Source organism: Bacillus sp. AFS015802 (genome assembly GCF_002561455.1).
GTDB lineage: Bacteria > Bacillota > Bacilli > Bacillales > Bacillaceae_B > Rossellomorea.
Genome location: NZ_NTUP01000011.1, coordinates 160,779 through 179,911 on the forward strand (window position 1 = coordinate 160,779; position 19,133 = coordinate 179,911).

20 protein-coding genes and 1 riboswitch are annotated in these 19,133 nt (G+C 44.6%); of the genes, 7 read left to right on the top strand and 13 right to left on the bottom strand.

Features of this window, described 5'->3' with window-relative positions; all coding sequences use genetic code 11:
- Positions 1-117 precede the first annotated feature (117 nt).
- The gene (locus CN378_RS07415; RefSeq protein ID WP_257141061.1) at positions 118-1,899 is read right to left on the bottom strand and encodes an ABC transporter ATP-binding protein; all 1,782 of its coding nucleotides are present in this window, start codon (positions 1,897-1,899) and stop codon (positions 118-120) included.
- Complete coding sequence (locus tag CN378_RS07420) at positions 1,892-3,646, bottom strand: ABC transporter ATP-binding protein (RefSeq protein WP_098351255.1); 1,755 nt, start codon at positions 3,644-3,646, stop codon at positions 1,892-1,894. The genes CN378_RS07415 and CN378_RS07420 overlap by 8 nt, the downstream gene beginning before the upstream one ends.
- A 153-nt stretch (positions 3,647-3,799) precedes the next feature.
- Between CN378_RS07420 and CN378_RS07425 the strand changes: the two genes are divergently transcribed.
- Together CN378_RS07425 and CN378_RS07430 are read left to right on the top strand one after the other, a co-directional pair.
- Positions 3,800-4,009, top strand: coding sequence for a YuzF family protein (locus tag CN378_RS07425; protein ID WP_257141063.1), 210 nt, complete (start codon positions 3,800-3,802; stop codon positions 4,007-4,009).
- 38 nt (positions 4,010-4,047) lie between these two features.
- The gene (locus tag CN378_RS07430; protein ID WP_098351256.1) at positions 4,048-4,938 is read left to right on the top strand and encodes a manganese catalase family protein; all 891 of its coding nucleotides are present in this window, start codon (positions 4,048-4,050) and stop codon (positions 4,936-4,938) included.
- 78 nt (positions 4,939-5,016) lie between these two features.
- On the opposite strand, the gene CN378_RS07435 is transcribed toward CN378_RS07430, so the two are convergent.
- The 11 genes from CN378_RS07435 to CN378_RS07485 all read right to left on the bottom strand — a co-directional run bounded on the left by CN378_RS07435 (position 5,017) and on the right by CN378_RS07485 (position 13,929).
- Positions 5,017-6,585 carry a mechanosensitive ion channel gene (locus CN378_RS07435; RefSeq protein WP_098351257.1) on the bottom strand — a complete coding sequence of 523 codons (1,569 nt, stop codon included), beginning with the start codon at positions 6,583-6,585 and terminating at the stop codon, positions 5,017-5,019.
- 201 nt (positions 6,586-6,786) lie between these two features.
- Positions 6,787-7,242 carry a threonine/serine exporter family protein gene (locus tag CN378_RS07440; RefSeq protein WP_098351258.1) on the bottom strand — a complete coding sequence of 152 codons (456 nt, stop codon included), beginning with the start codon at positions 7,240-7,242 and terminating at the stop codon, positions 6,787-6,789.
- 34 nt (positions 7,243-7,276) lie between these two features.
- Positions 7,277-8,038 (bottom strand): threonine/serine exporter family protein, encoded by a 762-nt coding sequence (locus tag CN378_RS07445; protein WP_098351259.1) that lies wholly within the window; start codon positions 8,036-8,038, stop codon positions 7,277-7,279.
- A 93-nt stretch (positions 8,039-8,131) separates the two neighbouring features.
- Positions 8,132-8,749, bottom strand: a complete 618-nt coding sequence (locus CN378_RS07450) for a DedA family protein (RefSeq protein WP_098351260.1) — start codon at positions 8,747-8,749, stop codon at positions 8,132-8,134.
- Between the two features lie 146 nt (positions 8,750-8,895).
- Complete coding sequence (thiT, locus tag CN378_RS07455) at positions 8,896-9,492, bottom strand: energy-coupled thiamine transporter ThiT (protein WP_098351261.1); 597 nt, start codon at positions 9,490-9,492, stop codon at positions 8,896-8,898.
- 71 nt (positions 9,493-9,563) lie between these two features.
- Positions 9,564-9,662: riboswitch (TPP riboswitch) on the bottom strand.
- A gap of 67 nt (positions 9,663-9,729) precedes the next feature.
- Positions 9,730-10,029 (bottom strand): hypothetical protein, encoded by a 300-nt coding sequence (locus CN378_RS07460; RefSeq protein WP_098351262.1) that lies wholly within the window; start codon positions 10,027-10,029, stop codon positions 9,730-9,732.
- Between the two features lie 161 nt (positions 10,030-10,190).
- The gene (locus CN378_RS07465) at positions 10,191-11,351 is read right to left on the bottom strand and encodes a DL-endopeptidase inhibitor IseA family protein (RefSeq protein WP_098351263.1); all 1,161 of its coding nucleotides are present in this window, start codon (positions 11,349-11,351) and stop codon (positions 10,191-10,193) included.
- On the bottom strand, positions 11,332-11,880 hold the full coding sequence (locus tag CN378_RS07470) for an RNA polymerase sigma factor (RefSeq protein ID WP_098351264.1): 549 nt from the start codon (positions 11,878-11,880) through the stop codon (positions 11,332-11,334). Before CN378_RS07470 ends, CN378_RS07465 begins: the two co-directional genes overlap by 20 nt.
- A 205-nt stretch (positions 11,881-12,085) precedes the next feature.
- Complete coding sequence (locus CN378_RS07475; RefSeq protein WP_098351265.1) at positions 12,086-12,412, bottom strand: thioredoxin family protein; 327 nt, start codon at positions 12,410-12,412, stop codon at positions 12,086-12,088.
- Between the two features lie 73 nt (positions 12,413-12,485).
- A complete protein-coding gene (locus CN378_RS07480) occupies positions 12,486-13,028 on the bottom strand; it encodes a histidine phosphatase family protein (protein ID WP_098351266.1) in 543 nt (180 codons plus the stop codon).
- 85 nt (positions 13,029-13,113) lie between these two features.
- Complete coding sequence (locus CN378_RS07485; RefSeq protein ID WP_098351267.1) at positions 13,114-13,929, bottom strand: ZIP family metal transporter; 816 nt, start codon at positions 13,927-13,929, stop codon at positions 13,114-13,116.
- 326 nt (positions 13,930-14,255) lie between these two features.
- Between CN378_RS07485 and CN378_RS07490 the strand changes: the two genes are divergently transcribed.
- The 5 genes from CN378_RS07490 (at position 14,256) to CN378_RS07510 (ending at position 19,076) form a co-directional block, all read left to right on the top strand.
- Complete coding sequence (locus CN378_RS07490) at positions 14,256-14,651, top strand: GntR family transcriptional regulator (protein WP_098351268.1); 396 nt, start codon at positions 14,256-14,258, stop codon at positions 14,649-14,651.
- On the top strand, positions 14,638-15,540 hold the full coding sequence (locus CN378_RS07495) for an ABC transporter ATP-binding protein (RefSeq protein WP_098351269.1): 903 nt from the start codon (positions 14,638-14,640) through the stop codon (positions 15,538-15,540). The genes CN378_RS07490 and CN378_RS07495 overlap by 14 nt, the downstream gene beginning before the upstream one ends.
- Positions 15,512-17,473 carry a hypothetical protein gene (locus tag CN378_RS07500; protein WP_098351270.1) on the top strand — a complete coding sequence of 654 codons (1,962 nt, stop codon included), beginning with the start codon at positions 15,512-15,514 and terminating at the stop codon, positions 17,471-17,473. Before CN378_RS07495 ends, CN378_RS07500 begins: the two co-directional genes overlap by 29 nt.
- Before the next feature lie 23 nt (positions 17,474-17,496).
- On the top strand, positions 17,497-18,030 hold the full coding sequence (locus tag CN378_RS07505; protein WP_179884838.1) for an RNA polymerase sigma factor: 534 nt from the start codon (positions 17,497-17,499) through the stop codon (positions 18,028-18,030).
- Positions 18,031-18,200: 170 nt separating this feature from the next.
- Complete coding sequence (locus CN378_RS07510; RefSeq protein ID WP_098351272.1) at positions 18,201-19,076, top strand: STAS domain-containing protein; 876 nt, start codon at positions 18,201-18,203, stop codon at positions 19,074-19,076.
- Positions 19,077-19,133: the final 57 nt, after the last annotated feature.

Genomic DNA, 19,133 nt, shown 5'->3' on the forward strand with positions numbered 1-19,133 from the left:
GATTAGCCCCTTCAAAAGGAAAAACACCTCAAAAGTGCTGACTTTTGAGGTGTTTTTTTATGGTGCAGAGGAGCCACGGTCATGCGCACATGTTTATTCAAATCCTTATGTCCCCCATCAGCCACTTTCCTTCAACTGACTATGATACAACCCATGATAAAACCCCTTCTGCTTCAGCAGCTCATCATGAGATCCACGTTCGATGATCCTGCCTTGATCAAGGACGAGGATTTGATCAGCCTGCCGGATGGTGTTGAGGCGATGGGCCACCACTACGCTCGTTCGTCCCGTCATCAATCGCTTGAGGGCATCCTGTATCTTCAGCTCCGTAATCGTATCGATGCTGCTCGTGGCTTCATCGAGAATCAGGATGGACGGATTTGAGAGGATCGCCCTTGCAATGGACAATAGCTGCTTTTGCCCCTGGCTGATCCCGCTTCCATCAGCCCGTAACATGGTATCGTACCCGTTGGGCATCTTCTCGATGAAAGTATGGGCATTGGCAAGCCTTGCCGCATCCTTTACCTCATCATCGCTTGCTTCGAGCCTGCCGTAACGGATATTGTCTGCTATCGTCCCCTGGAACAGGAAGCTATCCTGCAGGACGAAGCCCATCTGCTGCCGAAGACTTTTCCTTTTAATCGTCTGGATGTTCAGGCCGTCGATCTCTATGCTTCCTTCATTCAGCTCATAAAACCGGGACAGGAGATTGGTGATCGTTGTTTTCCCCGCTCCCGTCGGTCCAACGAGGGCAACAGTCTCACCCGGCCGTATGGATAAGGATACATCCTCTAGCGTTTGCTCTCCTTTTTCATAGGAGAACGAAACATGCCGGAATTCGACCTTCCCTTCAACGGATTCGATATCGACGGCATCTTCCTCGTCCTTCGCTTCTTCCTCTTCATCTAAAATTTGAAACACCCTCTCGGCACCTGCAATCGCTGAGAGCAGCGTATTATACTGATTGGCTAACTCATTCAATGGACGCGTGAACTGCCTTGCATACTCAGCGAAGATGACGATGACACCGATTGTGATCATGCCGTTCAGGGCAAAAATGCCTCCCACTCCGGCAATGACGGCAAAGCTGAGATTGTTCAATACATTCATAAGCTTCGGGATGAATCCCGAATACGTATCCGCCCAATAGGCAGCCGTCTTCAAACGTTGATTCTTTTCGCCGAAATCCTTGATCGCCGTTTCTTCCCTGGAAAAGGTCTTGATGATGCTGTGACCTGAAATCGTTTCCTCAATGTACCCGTTCAACTCTCCGATATTCTGCTGATATTGTTTAAACAAACGCCCTGTCCGTTTTGTGATCCACTTCATGCCGAAAACCATGAGGGGGACAATGGTCAACGTAATGAGCGTGAGCAGAGGACTGAGCCAAAGCATGATGGAGATCGTTCCCACCAACGTAAGGACACTGGAAATGATCTGGATGAACGAGCTATTCAAGGTGGCACTCACATTATCGATATCATTGGTCACCCTGCTCATGAGCTCCCCATGCTTCCGTTTATCGAAGAAAGGGATGGAGAGTTGATGCAATTGGTGGAAAAGATCTTTGCGCAACCGGTAAACCGTGTCCTGTGCGACGCCGATCATCCAATAATTTTGGAACCATATGGACAGAGAATGCAGGATATACACCGCAACCAGGCCTATGATCAGTCCCACTAAACCCGATGTCTCCTTCGTGACGATATATTCATCAATCGCCTTCCCGACAAGAAACGGTCCCAGCAGCGCCGCTGCAGAACTGATGAACACCATAAGTATCACAAGATACAAAATCACTTTCATTTTGGAAAGATAGTTCCATAATCGGCGCAGCGTCCCTTTTGCATCTTTCGCTTTGTCGTTTTCCCCTAATTTCTTGCGCATATGTCTAGACATGATGGATTTCCCCCTCTCCGAATTGAGATTGATATATACGTTGATATAGGGAGGAATCTTCAAGCAGGGACTCATGGGTCCCCTCACCGATCAATACTCCGTCCTCTAGAAGCAGTATCGCATCGGATTCCATAGCGGTACTGACTTTTTGAGTGATGATCATGGTTGTGCACTCATATTGCTTCAAAGCCTGAAGGAGTCTCGATTCTGTTTTCAAATCCAGCGCACTTGTACTGTCGTCCAGCAATAGGATCTTTGGTTTCCGGATCAGGGCCCTTGCAATGGAGAGCCGCTGTTTCTGACCTCCCGAAAGATTGACCCCTTTTTGACCCAGGACCGTATCGTATCCGTTGGAAAGATTCAGGATGGTTTCATGTATTTGGGCATCCTTCGCGGCCTGAATCATCTCTTCCCTTGTCGCATCTTCCTTCCCCCATAGGAGGTTTTCAGAAACGGATCCGGAAAACAGGATTACTTCCTGGGGGACGTATCCGATATTCTTTCTGATCTCACTCAAGGAAATGGAGCGGATGGATTGCCCATCCAATTCAATCGTTCCCTCCGTTGCATCGTATAGACGGGGTATGAGCTGAAACAGGGAGGACTTCCCCGCTCCCGTAGCCCCCAATATGGAAACGGTTTGGCCCGCCCCCACCTTAAAGGAAACATCTTGAAGCACATATCCCCGGGTAGAGGGGTATTGAAACGAAACATCATTAAATGTTATCTCTCCATCCGCTACTTTGTTCTTTTGATTTACTTCTTCATCTTTTAAATCAATCTCCGTTTCAAGCACTTCCTGTACCCGATCAGCTGAAGCCCTTGCCCTTGAGAAGCTCGTGATGATAAATGAGAAAATGGAGAAAACAGAAGAAATCCTCGTGACATATGTAACGATCGCTACCACTTCCCCTACCTTCGCTCCACCCGAGGCAACATCTATACTTCCGAACCACAAAACGGATAGGAGGGCCAGGTTCATCACGAGCATCAGAAGGGGCATGATGATTTCCATAAAACGAAGAGCCCGGACAGTCCGATCCTTCAAATCTTCATTCGCACCATGAAATCGGCTTTCTTCATACCTGCCTCTGGTATACGCTTTAATCTGCCTCATACCGGAGAGGTTTTCCTTCATGACTTCGTTTACTCTGTCGAGACGGGATTGAACTTTTTCAAAAAGGCTCCATCCACGTTTCAACACCCATAACAGGAACAGCCACAAAACCGGGATCACGATTAATAATATCAGGGCAAGACGAACATTTACGATAAGGGCCATGATGGTTGATCCGACAACAAGCAGCGGGGCTCTCAGCATAATGCGCAAACTCATGAAGATCGTGTTTTGCAGCTGCCTTACATCATTGGTCATCCTCGTGATCAGGGAAGAAGCCGGGAGTTTGTGAAAACTCGCAAAAGAAAACGACTGTACCTTCTTATACAGGCTTTCCCTGACATCATAACCAAATCCCTGACTCGTGTGAGCAGCGAAAAATGAATTCGTCACGCCTGAAATGAAAGCGACCAGGGACATCCCCACCATGATGAACCCCCATTTCAGAACGACGTCCAAATCTTTATTCAGTATGCCTTCATCGATGATCCGCGCCATAAACAACGGATTCAATAGTTCAACTGTGAGCTCTACCAGCATTAAACTCCAGGCAACCGCCATGGCAGCACGGTAAGGCTTTAAAAAATGTATCACCTTCAAATGAACACCCCTCTGACAAAAAGCTTCCATTATGTTTATATGTATCATCATATCGTTTTTTTATGCCGTGCGGTAGTTGGAAGTGTTCCGCTTGTCTCCTCCTCCACCAGGACGATTAACCATGCCCAGGCCTCTGTCATATACTGACGGAGACATTTAGTTGAGAGATAAGGAGCTGACGTGATGGAAATCCAAATGTCTACTTTAACCGATCCCTATTTGTATCAAGCATTGCTGAGTATGATGAATGAACCCCTCGTCGTACAGACGAGTGAAGGCTCTGTACGGGGTAAGCTTGTAAGTATCTTACCTGACCATATTGTCATTGACGTGAGCGGAACGCCATTCTATATTCGAGTTCAACAGATCGTATGGTTCTTCCCCGGTTCTTAAAGAGGCTGGCCGATAGAAACCAAAAAGGAGGATGACCCATGTTTAAACGAATGAATAAGCTGCTCATCGAACTCCCCATCCCTGAACACGGTGATAAGAATGCGGCAGCTGCCGTTCAGGAATTACTCGGTGGAAAATTCGGGGAAATGTCTACGTTAAACAACTATATGTTTCAGTCCTTTAATTTCCGTCAGAAAAAGAAGCTCAAACCCTTTTATGATATTGTTGCAAGTATAACGGCAGAAGAGTTCGGTCATGTTGAACTGGTCACGAATACGATCAATCTTCTGTCTGTCGGAAACACCTTCCCGGGTGACCCTAATATCGCACCTCTCCAAAATGGGCTCGATGCCAGAAATACGTATCAGTACATCGCCACAGCCCAAACGGCATTGGCGGGCGACTCCATGGGAAGGGCATGGACGGGGGATAATGTGTTCAGCTCCGGGAATCTGGTATTGGATCTGCTCCATAATTTTTTCCTGGAAGTGGGAGCGAGAACCCATAAAATGCGGGTGTATGAAATGACAGACCATCCTACAGCAAGAGAAATGATCGGGTACTTACTCGTACGGGGCGGCACACATGTATTGGCGTACGCAAAGGCTCTTGAAATTGCAACAGGTGTCGATCTGACCAAGATGCTTCCGATCCCCGACCTTGATAATTCCAAATTTGACACAGCGGTGAAATTCGAAGAAAAAGGGATTAATAACGTTCTATATACATGGAGTGACAACGACTACAAGGACATCGCACAAATCTGGAAGGGAACGAACCCTGAAAACGGGCAGCCACTAAGGGTTATCGAAGGCACACCTGTAGGAGCCCCGATTCCTAACCTGGATGACCTGCCGGAAGAATTTGCTCCTGGTATTTCAAAGGATGATTATGAGCTGATTGCGAAGAGGTTGTTGAGGAACTTATAAAGCTGATTGCTCATCATCAACAAGGATAATAAAAAAAGAAACCACATGGCCCCATAAGGACCATGTGGTGTTTTACTATTATTGATTAAACGGCGGGGTATCGGTTCCGCCATTATGAGGTCTATTCTTTTCTTCCTCGATTTTCCTATCCAGTTTAGAAAGATATTTTTGAGCAAAGTCCTTTCCACCCAGACCAAAGGCTAAACCGAAGGCGAGTGCCAATCCACCCAGAATGAGCATGAACGCAATATTAACGATGGAATCAGCCACTTTTAATTGATCCAGTGCCATAAAGAAGCTTAGGGCAATGATTGCATATTTAGTAATAGTCGAAAGAACTCGGAAGTTATCACTCAATACGTTTGATATGATGCTCTTGACCAAGTTACCTAAGTATAAGCCTGCCCCAAGAATCACGATGGCTGCTAATACATGTGGCACATATGCAAGGACACCCGTCGCCAGAGCGACCAGGAATTCCAATCGCACAATTTCCAGGGCTTCTACTACAAATAGGAAAACAATGATGATCTGAACGATTCTACCTACAAGTCCTGATAGATTCATATAGGAAGTACCCGTTGGTTCATACGGATTCTTATTGACGTTCATACGTCCAATACCCATATTACGTAATAGAGAATTGAATCCTACCCGGTTCAATAGACGTGCAACCATGGCTCCAACCCATTTACCAACCCAGATCCCTGCAAGAATGAGCAGAATCGCAATCGCAATATTCGGAAGCATCATAAGGACCTGATTCAGCATGTTAATCGCCGGTTCTGATATCCCGCGAATGTCCAGCTGATCCAATGCAGAAATGGTAACCGGAATCATAATGAGCACGAATACAATCGTACCAATGACCGATGAAACTGTTGTGCCTTGAAAGAGCTTGCCAATGCCGAATCGTTCAGCGACTCTCTCTGTTCCAATCGCCTGCAAAAAGTTCGTGACAATATCCCGGACGATTTTGGCTACAAACCAGCCAACAAGGAGAATGATAACTGCGGCAAACAGTTTAGGAATAAACCCTAGGAAGTTTTGGAGCATTTCCGTGAAAGGCCCTGAAACCCCTGTGATATTAAGAGCTGCTAATACTCCCGGTAAGAATATGAGAAGCACGAGATAGAATACAATTCTAGCAGCTGTATAGACATATCGATGTACATCCTTTTCATCTTTTGCTAATTTAGATTTTACCAGCGTGCTTTTTACTGCAGGTCTTGTACCCAGTTTCTCAATCAATACCTTCAGTACAGAAGCAACTATCCATGCAAATAATAGAATAAGTGCCGCTTTTAATACATTTGGAATCGCTGCCGCCATCGTATTCAACATACCGACTAACGGTGAAGCAATGAAGTTCAAGTCAAGCATATTGAAGAAGGCAATAAACACGAACACAAGCAGAATGAAGTACACTATTTTACTAATGACTTTCTCCGATGTCCATTTCCGTTCCTCGTTCCTGTCGCCAAAATAAAGATGATCATCAATCTTTACTCTCTTCAAAATTCCGTAAACGGCTTTTTCAACAGCCTTTGCTATGATCCACCCGATCAATAACACTAATAGAGCTATTAACAGATCAGGAAGCTTCCCTAAGTACCCGTACCATTCTTGCGTTATATCATTGTTCATTCGATGTTCTCCCTTCAATTATGGAAATTGTATATTGCTAATACTTAACTACCCATAGAATTCTTTTCAAAACCTGACAAAAAAAGATAGTCTAAATGATCCAGCAGGGTGTCTTAAGTTATAGGAGGGCAAGCTGTTGATCGGGAGAGGAGGTTTATCACAGCAAAAAAAATAGACCTCACAAAAGTAAGGTCCGTCCCTCTATCTCATTCGTCTTGCGCTGGCGTTCAGGCGTGCGTTCCGGATGACCTGGTTGATGACTTCAGAGAATATGAGCCCGATGGCGATGGAGCCTGAGATCATGAAGGCTTTGGCTGCCAGGTTGATGGCGGCATTGTAATCGTTTTGAACGAAGTTTCTCATGGCATCGTACGCAAGCCCCCCGGGTACGAGAGGGATGATCCCGGCTACAGAGAAGATGATGACCGGGGTTTTGTACATTTTCGCAAACACCTGACTGACCACAGCCACGACAAACGAGGCAAGTAACGTGGCAAGGACGGTATCGGCTTCATTTAAACTCATGAGTATGTAAATGATCCAGCCCAGCATTCCGACAATTCCGCATTTGAAAAGGGACTGCTTTGGAGCATTGAAAATGATTCCGAATGCAGCGGCGGAAATGAAGCTGGTCACTAATTGTTCGATGATGAGCATTCCCTTTCCCCCAATCGATTGAATGATAAATACTTTACGTTAATGTAAACACGACCGCAATGCCCGTCCCAATGGCAAATGCCGTTAGAAAGGCTTCCGCGCCCTTTGACAGACCCGAAACCAAGTGCCCCGCCATCAAGTCCCGGACGGCATTGGTGATCAGGAGACCGGGAACCAGGGGCATCACGGATCCAATGATGATCTTGTCCAATTCATGACCGATACCAAGCTGGACAAATCCATAGGACACCATGCCGATGATGAAGGAAGCCAGAAACTCTGCGAAGAACTTGATCGGAACGAGACGATGTAAATAAATCAGGCTCGTAAACCCGACGCCGCCTGTGATCAGAGCCGGTATGAAGTCATTCCATATCCCCTGGAACATAATGAGAAAACATCCACTGGCAATCGCAGCGGCCACCACTTGAATCAGAAAAGAATACGATAAATCGGACTGATCCAGCTTCTCAAGGGCATTGTATGCTTCTTCAAGGGTCAGATGCCCTTTACTGATCTGTCTTGAAATACTGTTCACGAGGGTGACTTTCTCAAGATCCGTTGACCTTTCATTTATTCTGATCAGCTTTGTTTTCGTTGGTTCAGAGGTTTCAATCGAGAAGATGATCCCCGTAGGAGTCACGTAGCTGTGGGATTCCGATATCCCATAAGAAGCGGCGATTCGCATCATCGTATCCTCGACTCGATACGTCTCCGCACCGCTTTGCAGCATAATCTTACCCGCCAGCAGGCTGACCTCCATAATGTCGTATCTTCTTATCATTTTTGCTTCCATACGATCTCTCCACACGTGCTATTTTTTGAATAGGTCTAGTGTATAGGAAAGCAGTGGTGTAAGCAATGAGGAAAGGGATGATTTTACGTAGATTTAATCTAAGGAACCCAGCTCCTTATCTTCTGAGTATAAACCTCTTTTCCCCTTCCTTTTAAAAATCATATACAGTACCGTAACCATCATAAATCCAATAAAGACTGCCACTTGATAGTCTTCGATCACTTCAAGGATTACTTCTTTTTTCCCATCATATAACTTTCCTATACTCAACAAAAGGAAAGTGGACGGGGCAATACCAAGCATGGTGAGAAGGGAATATACCTTCACATTCATTTTCGCCATTCCTGCAAGAAAGGGGATGACATTCCCTAAATGAAGTGGACTTCCAATCGCCACGCTCCATATCCCGTAACGATTGAACTTTTCCCTGGCAGCTTTAAGCTTCTCGAGCTTCCCGGGTTTGAGCTTCTCTTCCATCTTATCTCCCAGCTTTAAACAGATGTAGTAAGGAATATAGCTTCCGGCCGTATAAAGAAGGCTTCCCACTAATGAAATGATACCTATCTCCATCCACGTCAAATCTAAGATGAATCCCATGGTTACGATAAAAAATGTACCAACAAAAGGAAAAGCACTTCCTTCAATCAATAGAGAAAACAATACACCCCAAATCCCCCACTGTTCTGCTATATTCAAGATCCATTCTGACATCCCACTCACTCCTGCATATTATCGTATCATCAGTATAAAAAAGATCTTGAAACTCCAACAGAAGCCCCGGAAGTAATTCCCTCTAAGACTTGGGGTGTAGTGACAGAAAAAAAGACCGGCCATGAATAAGACCGGTCCAAATAATCTTATGATGCCCTTCGGTTGATTCCCTGCCGGAGCGTCCCTGCTTTGATGAGTCTTGGTGCCATCGTGATGATGAACCCCATTACAACGGAACACAAAAAAGCCGAGCCAAGCATCGTGATTCCATTTGTGATAAAAGAGAAGAGCAATGGGGACATATCATCCGGTGCATATTCGGCAAAGAACACAAACCCGGCGATGAAGTGCCAGAAATAGCGGGCGAGGCTTCCTACAAATGTGGCGACCACTACCCATAGAATCGTTTTGAACTGTCGGCTGCTCCCTAATGCAGCTTGTATCCTCCCGGCAAAAATTCCGGCGAAACCGATAAAAGCAAAGGCGATGAAGTACTCAATCACCATTTGGACCGGCGTGACAATCCAGGCGTCCCCGAGGGCAATCTGGAGGATCCCCCATACAAAGCCCCCTATCAGTCCCGCTCTCCACCCTCTTCGATAGGATAATAGAAAGATCGGGACCATCGCTATTGAAATAGAGATACTTGGTGACAGTTTAATAGAAGGCAGCATATCAAGGATGACAGCGAAGGCTGCCATCAATGAGGCTTCCAGCAAAACGACAAGTCGAGCATTTTTCATAAAAAAATCCCCCTTAGGTAATCAAACGAAACCATAAGGAGGGTGAATGCATCTATCGAAATAAGCACAAAAAGGCTTATCTTCCACATCCCTACGCTAGTCCTAACTAACAGGTTCAGAGGGTCAGAACAGTTTGTTCACTCTCAGCTTTCGCTCCCCTTGTGGTAACGTTTATAAAGTTTGTTATGATTTATTATACATGAAGATGGCTATTTTAAAAGTGCGAAATGTTTTTTCTTAAGGTGTCTCACTCAGAGGGTCATGAAGGATGATGACAGGCATTGACTTAGGGGTGACCATGAATCCATAGACTTTTCCGTCCTTGTCCTTATATGCTACAGAGTAATCTCCAAACTGGGGTGAGAATTCAACGTTTTGGTATTCAAGGTCAAGATCCTGGTACTTCAGGCTCACATACAGGTTAGTGGCGATTCTTGCCGTCAGGTGCTGGACACTGGAAATCCGGTTGGCTACTATTATGAGGATGATGGCTATACCAAGTAACATGACTTTCTTTGTACTGGACAATCTGATCATTCATCTAGCCCCCTTTTATTTCTTCATAACTACTATACTCTTATACTTTCTATTATATACCTATTCACCGATGCATGACAAAAGAGCTACTCTAATGGCATGTGTCAAAATACCCATTTTCAGCAGCTCTTTTTTGCCTATTGAATTCAGTTCACTGTCAACTACTGGATAGGTATAAACCCTACGCTCCAATAGCCGTCCTCATCCTTTATCATTTGAAATCCCATTAAGCCTTCTCCACCGTTATCATACTTTATATATCCACCAATATCGCTTGTTTGAATGAATTCACCGTTTTCAATTCCTTTGAAGGTATTGAGGATATTTTCCTTTGTTCCCCTGTCCTCTTGTGGAATCTTCTCATCTTCTTCCTTTGTCCAGCGTATATAATCCGGTCTGTCCGTGTACATTTCATAAACTAGGTCGTGGCGTTCGTCCAACGATGCCTGAACATAAACCTTCACTATGCTGAGTGGTGATAGCCCGTGCAAATGTTCTTCCATTGGATCTTCGGAAAACTTCCGGTAGGCCTCCTCTTCTTCTGGGGTCAAAGAGAAATTCCACTCATTGCTCTCTTTCTCTACTTCACTAAATGAGAATGGCATCACCACACTGAACTTCCACCCGTTATCATAAATCAGCCTGAAGCTTTGGACATTCACTTCCTGGGAACCTCCTGAAATAGGAACCTCATAGGTCACATCGCTCATTGTTTCGGAAGTTCTTACTTTGATTGCAGTCGTACCGGTCCAAAGATCGTTTGTTTCATAAAATACATCGGGCTGGGCCAGTTTTCCTTTGTAAACGATAAAGGGGTGATCCGCAATCAGCTGTCGAGCCGCATCAGGCGTAAAGCTTTCTGCCAGATAATGAACCACTTTATCTTTCGAGTCGAATTCTGTACTCATATACCGGTAAGGCTCGCCTTTATAATCGAAGCTTTCACCAGTCCCCTCATCGTTAAGGATGTTATCATATCGTGTGAACGCTTCTCCAATCAGTTTGTCGGCTGTGGGTTCATCCAGCTCAGTCGGTTCCTGCGACGTTGACTCTACCTGTTTTATGGTGTCTTGCTCCTGTGAAGCATTTTGACCGTCCATTTCAGTTCCAATCAGCTCGATGGTCAACAATATACCAGCCAATATGAAGGCCGCAGCCAGTATATTCGGAACTAAACTCCTCATTTTGCCCCTACTCTTTTTTTGATCACCCATTTCTTCAAATAGTCTGTTTTTCAACTGTCTCTTAAACTCTTTTCGCGGAGTAAGGTCTGGTCGTTTTTTCAAGGATTGTAGTAAGTCATCATCGAATTTTTCGTTCATTTACCAGCACCGCCTCTTCATTGGAATTCACTAATGATTTTTTTAATAGCTTCATCGCTCTGTGATAGTCCACTTTTACCTTTGAAGGCTTCCAATCGAGGATTTCAGCTGTTTCTTTAACCGAGTATTCTCTTAATCCCCTTAATATGACGACATTTCGATAATCAGGCTTCAACTTTGAAAGGGCAGCTTGCACCAGTTCCCACTCTTCATTCTTTTCCATCTCCTCTTCCGGTATGCCCTCCTCACTTTTCCCTAAATTCAAGATGACGTCCGGGAGAAGGGAGATAAGCTTTCTCTTTCGATAATGATCGATGGCCGTGCGTTTCGCTATGGATATGATCCATGTTTTCTGAGAGGATTGATGTTTGAAGCTGTGATAACTCTTGAACACTCTCATAAATGTATCTTGAGTCAGATCCTCTGCTTCGGATGAATTATTTGTAAAATATAATAAGTACTGATATACGTCATGAAAAAATGTTTCATAAAGCTCTTCCAATCGGTCTTGATCCTCATTCAAAGCCATCCCCCCTTTACTGTATCTATTAGTCGTCGCAAGGTCTGAAATGGTTTCAATCCCTTTGAAAAAAATCACTCATAAGAAAAAAGAGCCGTTTTGATCACAGCTCTTCGTTTAGATGATTTTACCATATTTTTATGATCCCTAAACGACCGTTTAGCCCGTTTAAGCTTGTCAGGTAAGCCCTTTTCACGTTTAATCAAACGTTTGTTTAGTTGTCTAACATCTTCGTGAGACGGCTAATTTGACTGTGCAGCTCGTCGATTGGAACGAAACGTGCCTTTCTGAACATTTCTTTCCCATCAACGAAAACGATGATGACCGGCACTGTGAAGATGGAGAATTCACCAGCGATTTCCGGGATTTCTTCTGCATCGGCATGGATGGATATGACAGATTTGAATTTCTCCAGCACCCCCTTCACCTGTGGCAGGAGTGCGTGACAAACGGAGCAATCAGGTCTTGATATGTATAGTAATACGAGCTTTTCGCTTTTCAGCACGGCATGGATTGCTTCTAATGAATGCATGACTTCCATGTTACGGACTCCTTTCATTTTGGACCTTATACTATGTATACCCGATTCCCGAAGGAAATACTTGCATGTGACATCACCCTGATTCGGCCTCAAAAACATACACCTTGCCGTTGGATGGCCTCCTGAACGATGGTCCGGTGAATCCCCGTCTCAGCAATTCTTTCCTCATAAACATCATGATTCCACCATGACCGACAATGAGCACATCTGTCCCTTCACGAATGGACTTATCGATCACACCCTTGATTCTTTCCTCGACTTCGCTCTTACTTTCCGGCTGTGAACGATGATTAAACCACCAGGCAATCCTGATGAATGTTAAATGCAGAAAAAGCGGAAGCTTCCTTTTAGATCGAAATAATGGAGATAGTCGGATTTCCCTCAGTTCCTCTAAAAATTCGATCTCCCCTTCATAAACGGTTTCAGCTGTTATCCGAGCCCTTGATAAGTCGCTGGAATAACATCTTTTCCAGTCGATCCCTCTAAGATCCACTTCATTTCCTTCTACCTCTGACGCATCATATTCTTCCACCCACTTCATCAACTCATCACTTGTTACTAATGAAGCAGGATAACCCCTTTTCACTTTAAAATGCCTGATAAGACCAATCTTCATACAGATTCCCTCCCCCCCTTCCATTATACTAGTTTTTGGAAGAAAAAAAGCATGCGCTATAGGGACGCATGCTTACTCTTATCCATTACCCAAGGGATACATCCAGAATCATCATCACGACGAACCCGAGCATTAGCCCCAATGTAGCCAAATCTGTACTACCGGAAGACTGGGATTCCGGAATGAGCTCTTCCACCACGACGAATATCATCGCTCCTGCTGCGAAAGCCAGTGCATAGGGCAGCAGCGGTTGCACCATGAGGACGGCAGCTGCCCCGATGACGGCAGCAATCGGTTCTACAATCGCCGAAAGCTGACCGTAATGGAATGATTTCAAACGGGACATCCCATCTCCCCTGAGCGGGATGGAAAGAGCGGCCCCTTCAGGCATGTTCTGGATCCCGATTCCAATGGCAAGGCCGATGGCTCCCACCAATGTTGCATCTCCAAGCCCGAGTGAGGCTGCACCAAAGGCTACCCCGATAGCGAGGCCTTCCGGAATATTATGGAGCGTGATCGCGAGAAACAATAGCGTTGATTTCTTGAATTTGGTTGGAGGTCCTTCAGCGTTTTCCGATTCGTTCCCCAAGTGTAAGTGTGGGACGACAAAGTCTAAAAGTCTAATAAAAATGCCACCGAGTAAAAAGCCAATGGCAGGGGCAAGCCACGGTATCTGACCATTTTGCTCACTGAACTCTATCGAAGGTGCAAGCAGCGACCAGAACGATGCAGCAATCATGACACCTGCAGCAAACCCGAGCATCATATTCAGCGTATGCTTTTCAATTTTGGTGAAGAAAAAAACCGTGGCTGCTCCATGCGCAGTCAACCCCCACGTCACCAGGCCACCGAACAGTGCCTGCATCGTTGGATTGAATCCACTTAACCAATCTATAAACATACGAACCACTCTCCTCCGATCACACATTTAGAATACTACCATTTTGCATCAAGGAAACTTTCTTTGTCAAAGGAAATGTCATACGACCTGTTTACCATGGGTCATCATTTTTCTATTTATATGTCAATCCCTTTAAATTGTGTTTGTATCATTTATCCTTCCGAATTTCTATACATGGTATGCACCTGGACCCTGAACAAAAGAAGGCTCTGTGCACCCCCTTAAAAAAATATTTTCATTACCCCCTTCCCAAACTGGCAGAACTTGTTATATACTTTAACTGTATTAAGACACGTAGTACACTACACACAGTCGGGAGGGTGGATATGTTTGAGCTTGATTTAAGAAGTCGTAAGCCCATTTATGAGCAATTAGTCGAAAAGCTAAAAGAGTTGATCATCAATGAAGTGCTTAAGCCTGACGAACAATTGCCTTCCGTTCGTGCTCTGGCACAGCAATTGACCATAAATCCAAACACAATCCAAAAAGCATACAGGGAGCTCGAAACTCAAAGGTTCATTTATTCTGTGAAAGGACGGGGTAGCTTTGTTAATCCTTCAAGTCACATTCAAAACGCGGAGAAAATCATGAAAGTAAAAGAAGAATTGTCGAAACTTTTGTCTGAAGCCCTCTACCTGGGGATTACAACAGACGATTTAAAACAGATGATTGTGGAAATCGAGGCGACGCTTGGAGGGAATCAAACTGATGATAGAGATTAAAGAAGTTAGAAAGGCCTTTGAAGGCACGGAAATCATTCATGATATTTCCTTCACTGTTCAAAAGGGTTCGATTTACGGCCTTCTCGGATCGAATGGTGCAGGAAAGACCACATTATTGAAGACCATTGCCGGAGTGATGAAGCCTGAAAGCGGTGAAGTTCTGGTAAACACCAGGCCCGTCTACGAAAATATAGCGACTAAAGAAACATTGTTTTTCATTCCGGATCAACCCTTTTTCTTTGCCCACTATTCATTGGCGCAAATGGCCCGTTTTTATCAGAACACCTATAGCCGATGGGATGAAAAACAATATGAATCGTTAAGCAGCTTATTCGGGATCGATCCCCATAAAAATCTTCATAAGTTTTCAAAAGGCGTCCAGCGGCAGGCGGCTTTCATCCTGGCCCTGGCCACTCAACCCGATGTACTGATCCTAGATGAGCCGATGGACGGCCTTGACCCCGTTGTCAGGAAGAAAGTCAAAAGCGTGCTGATATCAGAAGTAGCCAACCGGGACATGACCATCATCATCTCTTCTCACAACCTGCGGGAAGTGGAGGATATTTGTGATCACATCGGGATCTTGCATCAAGGAAGATTTTTACTGGAGAAGGACCTCGATGATTTAAAGTCAGGCATTCACAAAGTGCAGCTGGCATTCAAGGGGGAGATTCCCGGGAAGCTCTTTCATGATCTCGACCTCATGCACAGAGAAACCCGTGGAAGCGTGTCTCTCTGTATCGTAAGAGGTGACGAACAGCAGGTGAGGAATATGATTCAGCCTTACCATCCTGTCATTTTCGATCTGCTGCCTTTGACTCTTGAAGAAATCTTTGTTTATGAAATGGAGGACGTCGGATATGCCATCCAAAACATCATGGATCAATAAAGAAATCATCACACTAAGCCTCCGGAATGTTGGATGGGTAGGCATTGTTTATTTCATCGGACTTCTCTTTTCTTTACCCGTCGACATCATCGGTCAATTATCCAAGGATAACCAAGCTTATCCGATCGCGATTTACGACAATCTCTTTAAAATGCAGTACCCGATTCAAATGGGATTGATGCTGTTCATTCCGGTCATTCTCTCCTTGTTCCTGTTCCGTTATCTGCATGTGAAACAAGCCGGCGACTTCATGCACAGCCTCCCGATTACACGCAGTAAATTATTTTTCTGTTTTACCGGGGCAGGTTTCGGGATTCTCATCATTCCCATCTTGCTGAATACAGTGATTTTACTTTCCCTTTATTCGCTCACGGATCTACAACAATTCATTGAGATTCAAGACATCTTTGTCTGGTGCGGCATTACGGTGCTCGTGAACCTGCTTCTGTTCACCGCTTCCACACTCGTTGCGATGATAACGGGACTGACCGCTGTGCAAGGGGCGCTGACCTATATCCTGCTCTTGTTGCCGGCAGGAATGTTCATGCTCGTATGCTACAGTTCAAAAAATCTATTATACGGATTTCCCGAGGACTATTTCTTCAATGTTCAAATCGAGGAATACTCCCCGCTCATCAAGACGGTCTACCTTGAGAATAAACTATTTACCGTTACGGACGTGTGGCTGTTCATCCTCATCACTCTCGTATTCTATGGATTATCATACTTTTTATACAAAACGAGAAAAGTGGAGGTGGCCTCACAGGCCATTGTGTACCCTATCTTAAGGCCCCTGTTTAAATATGGTGTCGCCTTCTGTTTCATGTTATTCGGAGGGATGTACTTCAATGAAATATACCAGAATAACGGCTGGACGATATTCGGGTACCTCATTGGTTCTCTCATCGGCTACTACCTGGGTGAGATGGTCCTGCAAAAGCATTGGAGAGTGTTCCGCCATTGGAAGGGCTATGCGGGATTTGCCCTGATCGTTGTTCTCCTTGGTCTATTCATTCAGTTGGACCTGTTTCATTATGAAGACAAGGTGCCCGCTTTGGCAGATGTAGAAAAAGTCCATGTCAGTCAGAGCTATTATTCCCTGACGGACAATCCCGACAATCTGATTAAAGATCCCTATATGAGTGACCCGCAAGCGATCGAAGCCGTCCTGAACCTCCATGGGGCAATCGTGGAACAAGAGCCTCACAATACGTTGTCAGGTGAGAAACATGAGCAGATTTTCCTCTATTACAAGATGAAGGACGGAAGCAAGATTGTGAGAAATTACGTCATCAATATAGAAAAATTCCAATCTCCATATGCCTCTCTTTATGAAATGAAGAATTATAAAGAAAAAACAGAACAAATTTATGGTGTGGATTCAAGCAAGGTGGATAAACTCACTGTTTATCCAGAGATGGGGAACAAACCCGGGATCTCCATATCCGACCCCGGGGAAATCAAGGAAGCCGTCGCTATTTTAAAAGAAGATACGTATCACGAATCATTTGAAGACCGGGATAGAGTGAACCTTTATAACGTCGAGCTCCTTTTATCCAATGACCAGTGGGCTCATGCCGGTGTGAAAAAGACCGATAAGAAATTCATAGCCTGGCTTCAGGATAAAGGATACTTAGAAAATCTTAAAATGACGTCATCTGATATCCAGTGGATGTACGTGGCGAAACAAACCGATCTCAATGATCCTTTCTCTCAACCTGCAGAACAGTCAATACGGGAGTTAAAGGAAGAAAACAAAGGTATCGAAGTGAAGGATGCGTCCCGGATGGAATCCATCATGGATCGGCTCGTTTATGATCAAGAGAATAGTGAATACACCGTGTTCATCAAGTATAAAGACAACGGATCCATCACTCTGGGGTTACAGAAAGAAGATGCACCTTCCTTTTTGAAAACAAAATGGAATGATTGATAATGGAAAGTCGGGGTGACTATATGGACATAATGGAACCTTATACATCTCCTCTCACGTTCGAGGAGATGTATGAACAATTTCATAAGTTGATTTATCATATTGCTTACAATATAACGAAAGACGTTCATTTATCTCAGGATATCGTCCAGGAGACGTTCCTGAAAGCTTATTTAAAAATCGAGACTTTATTGGATGGGGCAAAAGTCAAATCCTGGCTCACTTCAATCGCAAGATGTACGGCCATCGACTTCATCCGCAAACGATCTAAACGCCATGAAATTTGCTTTGAAGACCATGAGGAGCTTCATCCGATTCAGGATGATCAGTCTCTGGAAGTGGAAATCGAAGCCCGCTTCCTCAAAAGCAGCATACAGGATCACATCAAGATCCTTCCCGAGACCCAGCAGGAAGTCATGGCACTGAAAGTCACGGAAGACATGAGTGACAGTGAGATTGCCCGCAAGCTGAATCTGCCTCCTTCCACGGTCAAAACCCGATTTCACCGGGCGAGGAAGCAGTTGTATTCGATTGTCTATTCAAAGGAATCTGCATAAGAAAAGGAGCCTCGATGAGAAGGCTCCTTTTTTGAATACTAAAGATTATCCAATAAGACTAAAAGATGTATTTCATGTATTAGTTTAGTAGCATTTTCAACCTTAATCATTGACAGCCTTCCCAATAGGTTTCAGAATAGAAGAATAAGCCAATTTCAAAGGGAGAGTTTATGGATACACATTCGCCTCATTTATATGAATACTTAGTGGATCACGCCTCAGAATTTACAGAAGACTGGCTCCAATTCCAGAATGTTAAAACGGGATCACACTATTCTCTTGATTCTCCGCCTGATATTCTGAACAAAATCAAAGAACAAAATTCCAACTACGTGAAGATCATTGCAAAGTGTCTGCTCCTTTCGAATGAACAGTCAAAGGAATTGATTTATAACTGGACGAAGGAAACGGCCATGGATCGCAGTAAATCCAGCACGACCCTGGATGAAGTCGTACGTAATTCAGGTGTTTTCAGAAGAGTGTATTGGACATATGTTGAAAAGTTCGTCGAAGAACAATCCGAATTGAACATTCAATTGAAAGAGGTATTTGAGTGGGAACGCAAGATTAACTTCGCCTTGGACTATGTGCTGGAAACGTTCACTTCGACATTCCTTGCAATCTTAATGAATAGGCTACAGGCTCAGTCCACACTGATCCAAGAATTGAGTACCCCTGTTATTTCTTTAACGTCTGAAGTGGGACTTCTGCCTATCATTGGGGATATCGATACAGGCCGGGCACGCACGATCGTGGAATCAACACTTCAGCAAAGTGCCGATGCCCATTTGTCCATGCTGATCATTGACTTATCGGGGGTGGTGTTGGTGGACACCATGGTGGCCCAGCAAATCTTCCGTCTCATCGACGCCCTGAATCTATTGGGCGTAAAATCCGTCATCACCGGGATCCGCCCAGAAGTCGCCCAGACAGCCATCCACCTTGGGCTGGATTTTTCCACCATCCATACGGAAAATTCCCTTGAACGGATCATTGCCGATGTCATTCAGGAAAACAGCAACTTTTTGCCAATCAAGATCAATTGAATAAAAAAAGACTGATGCATGGAGGGGCACACCCTTCAATGTATCAGTCTTTTTATT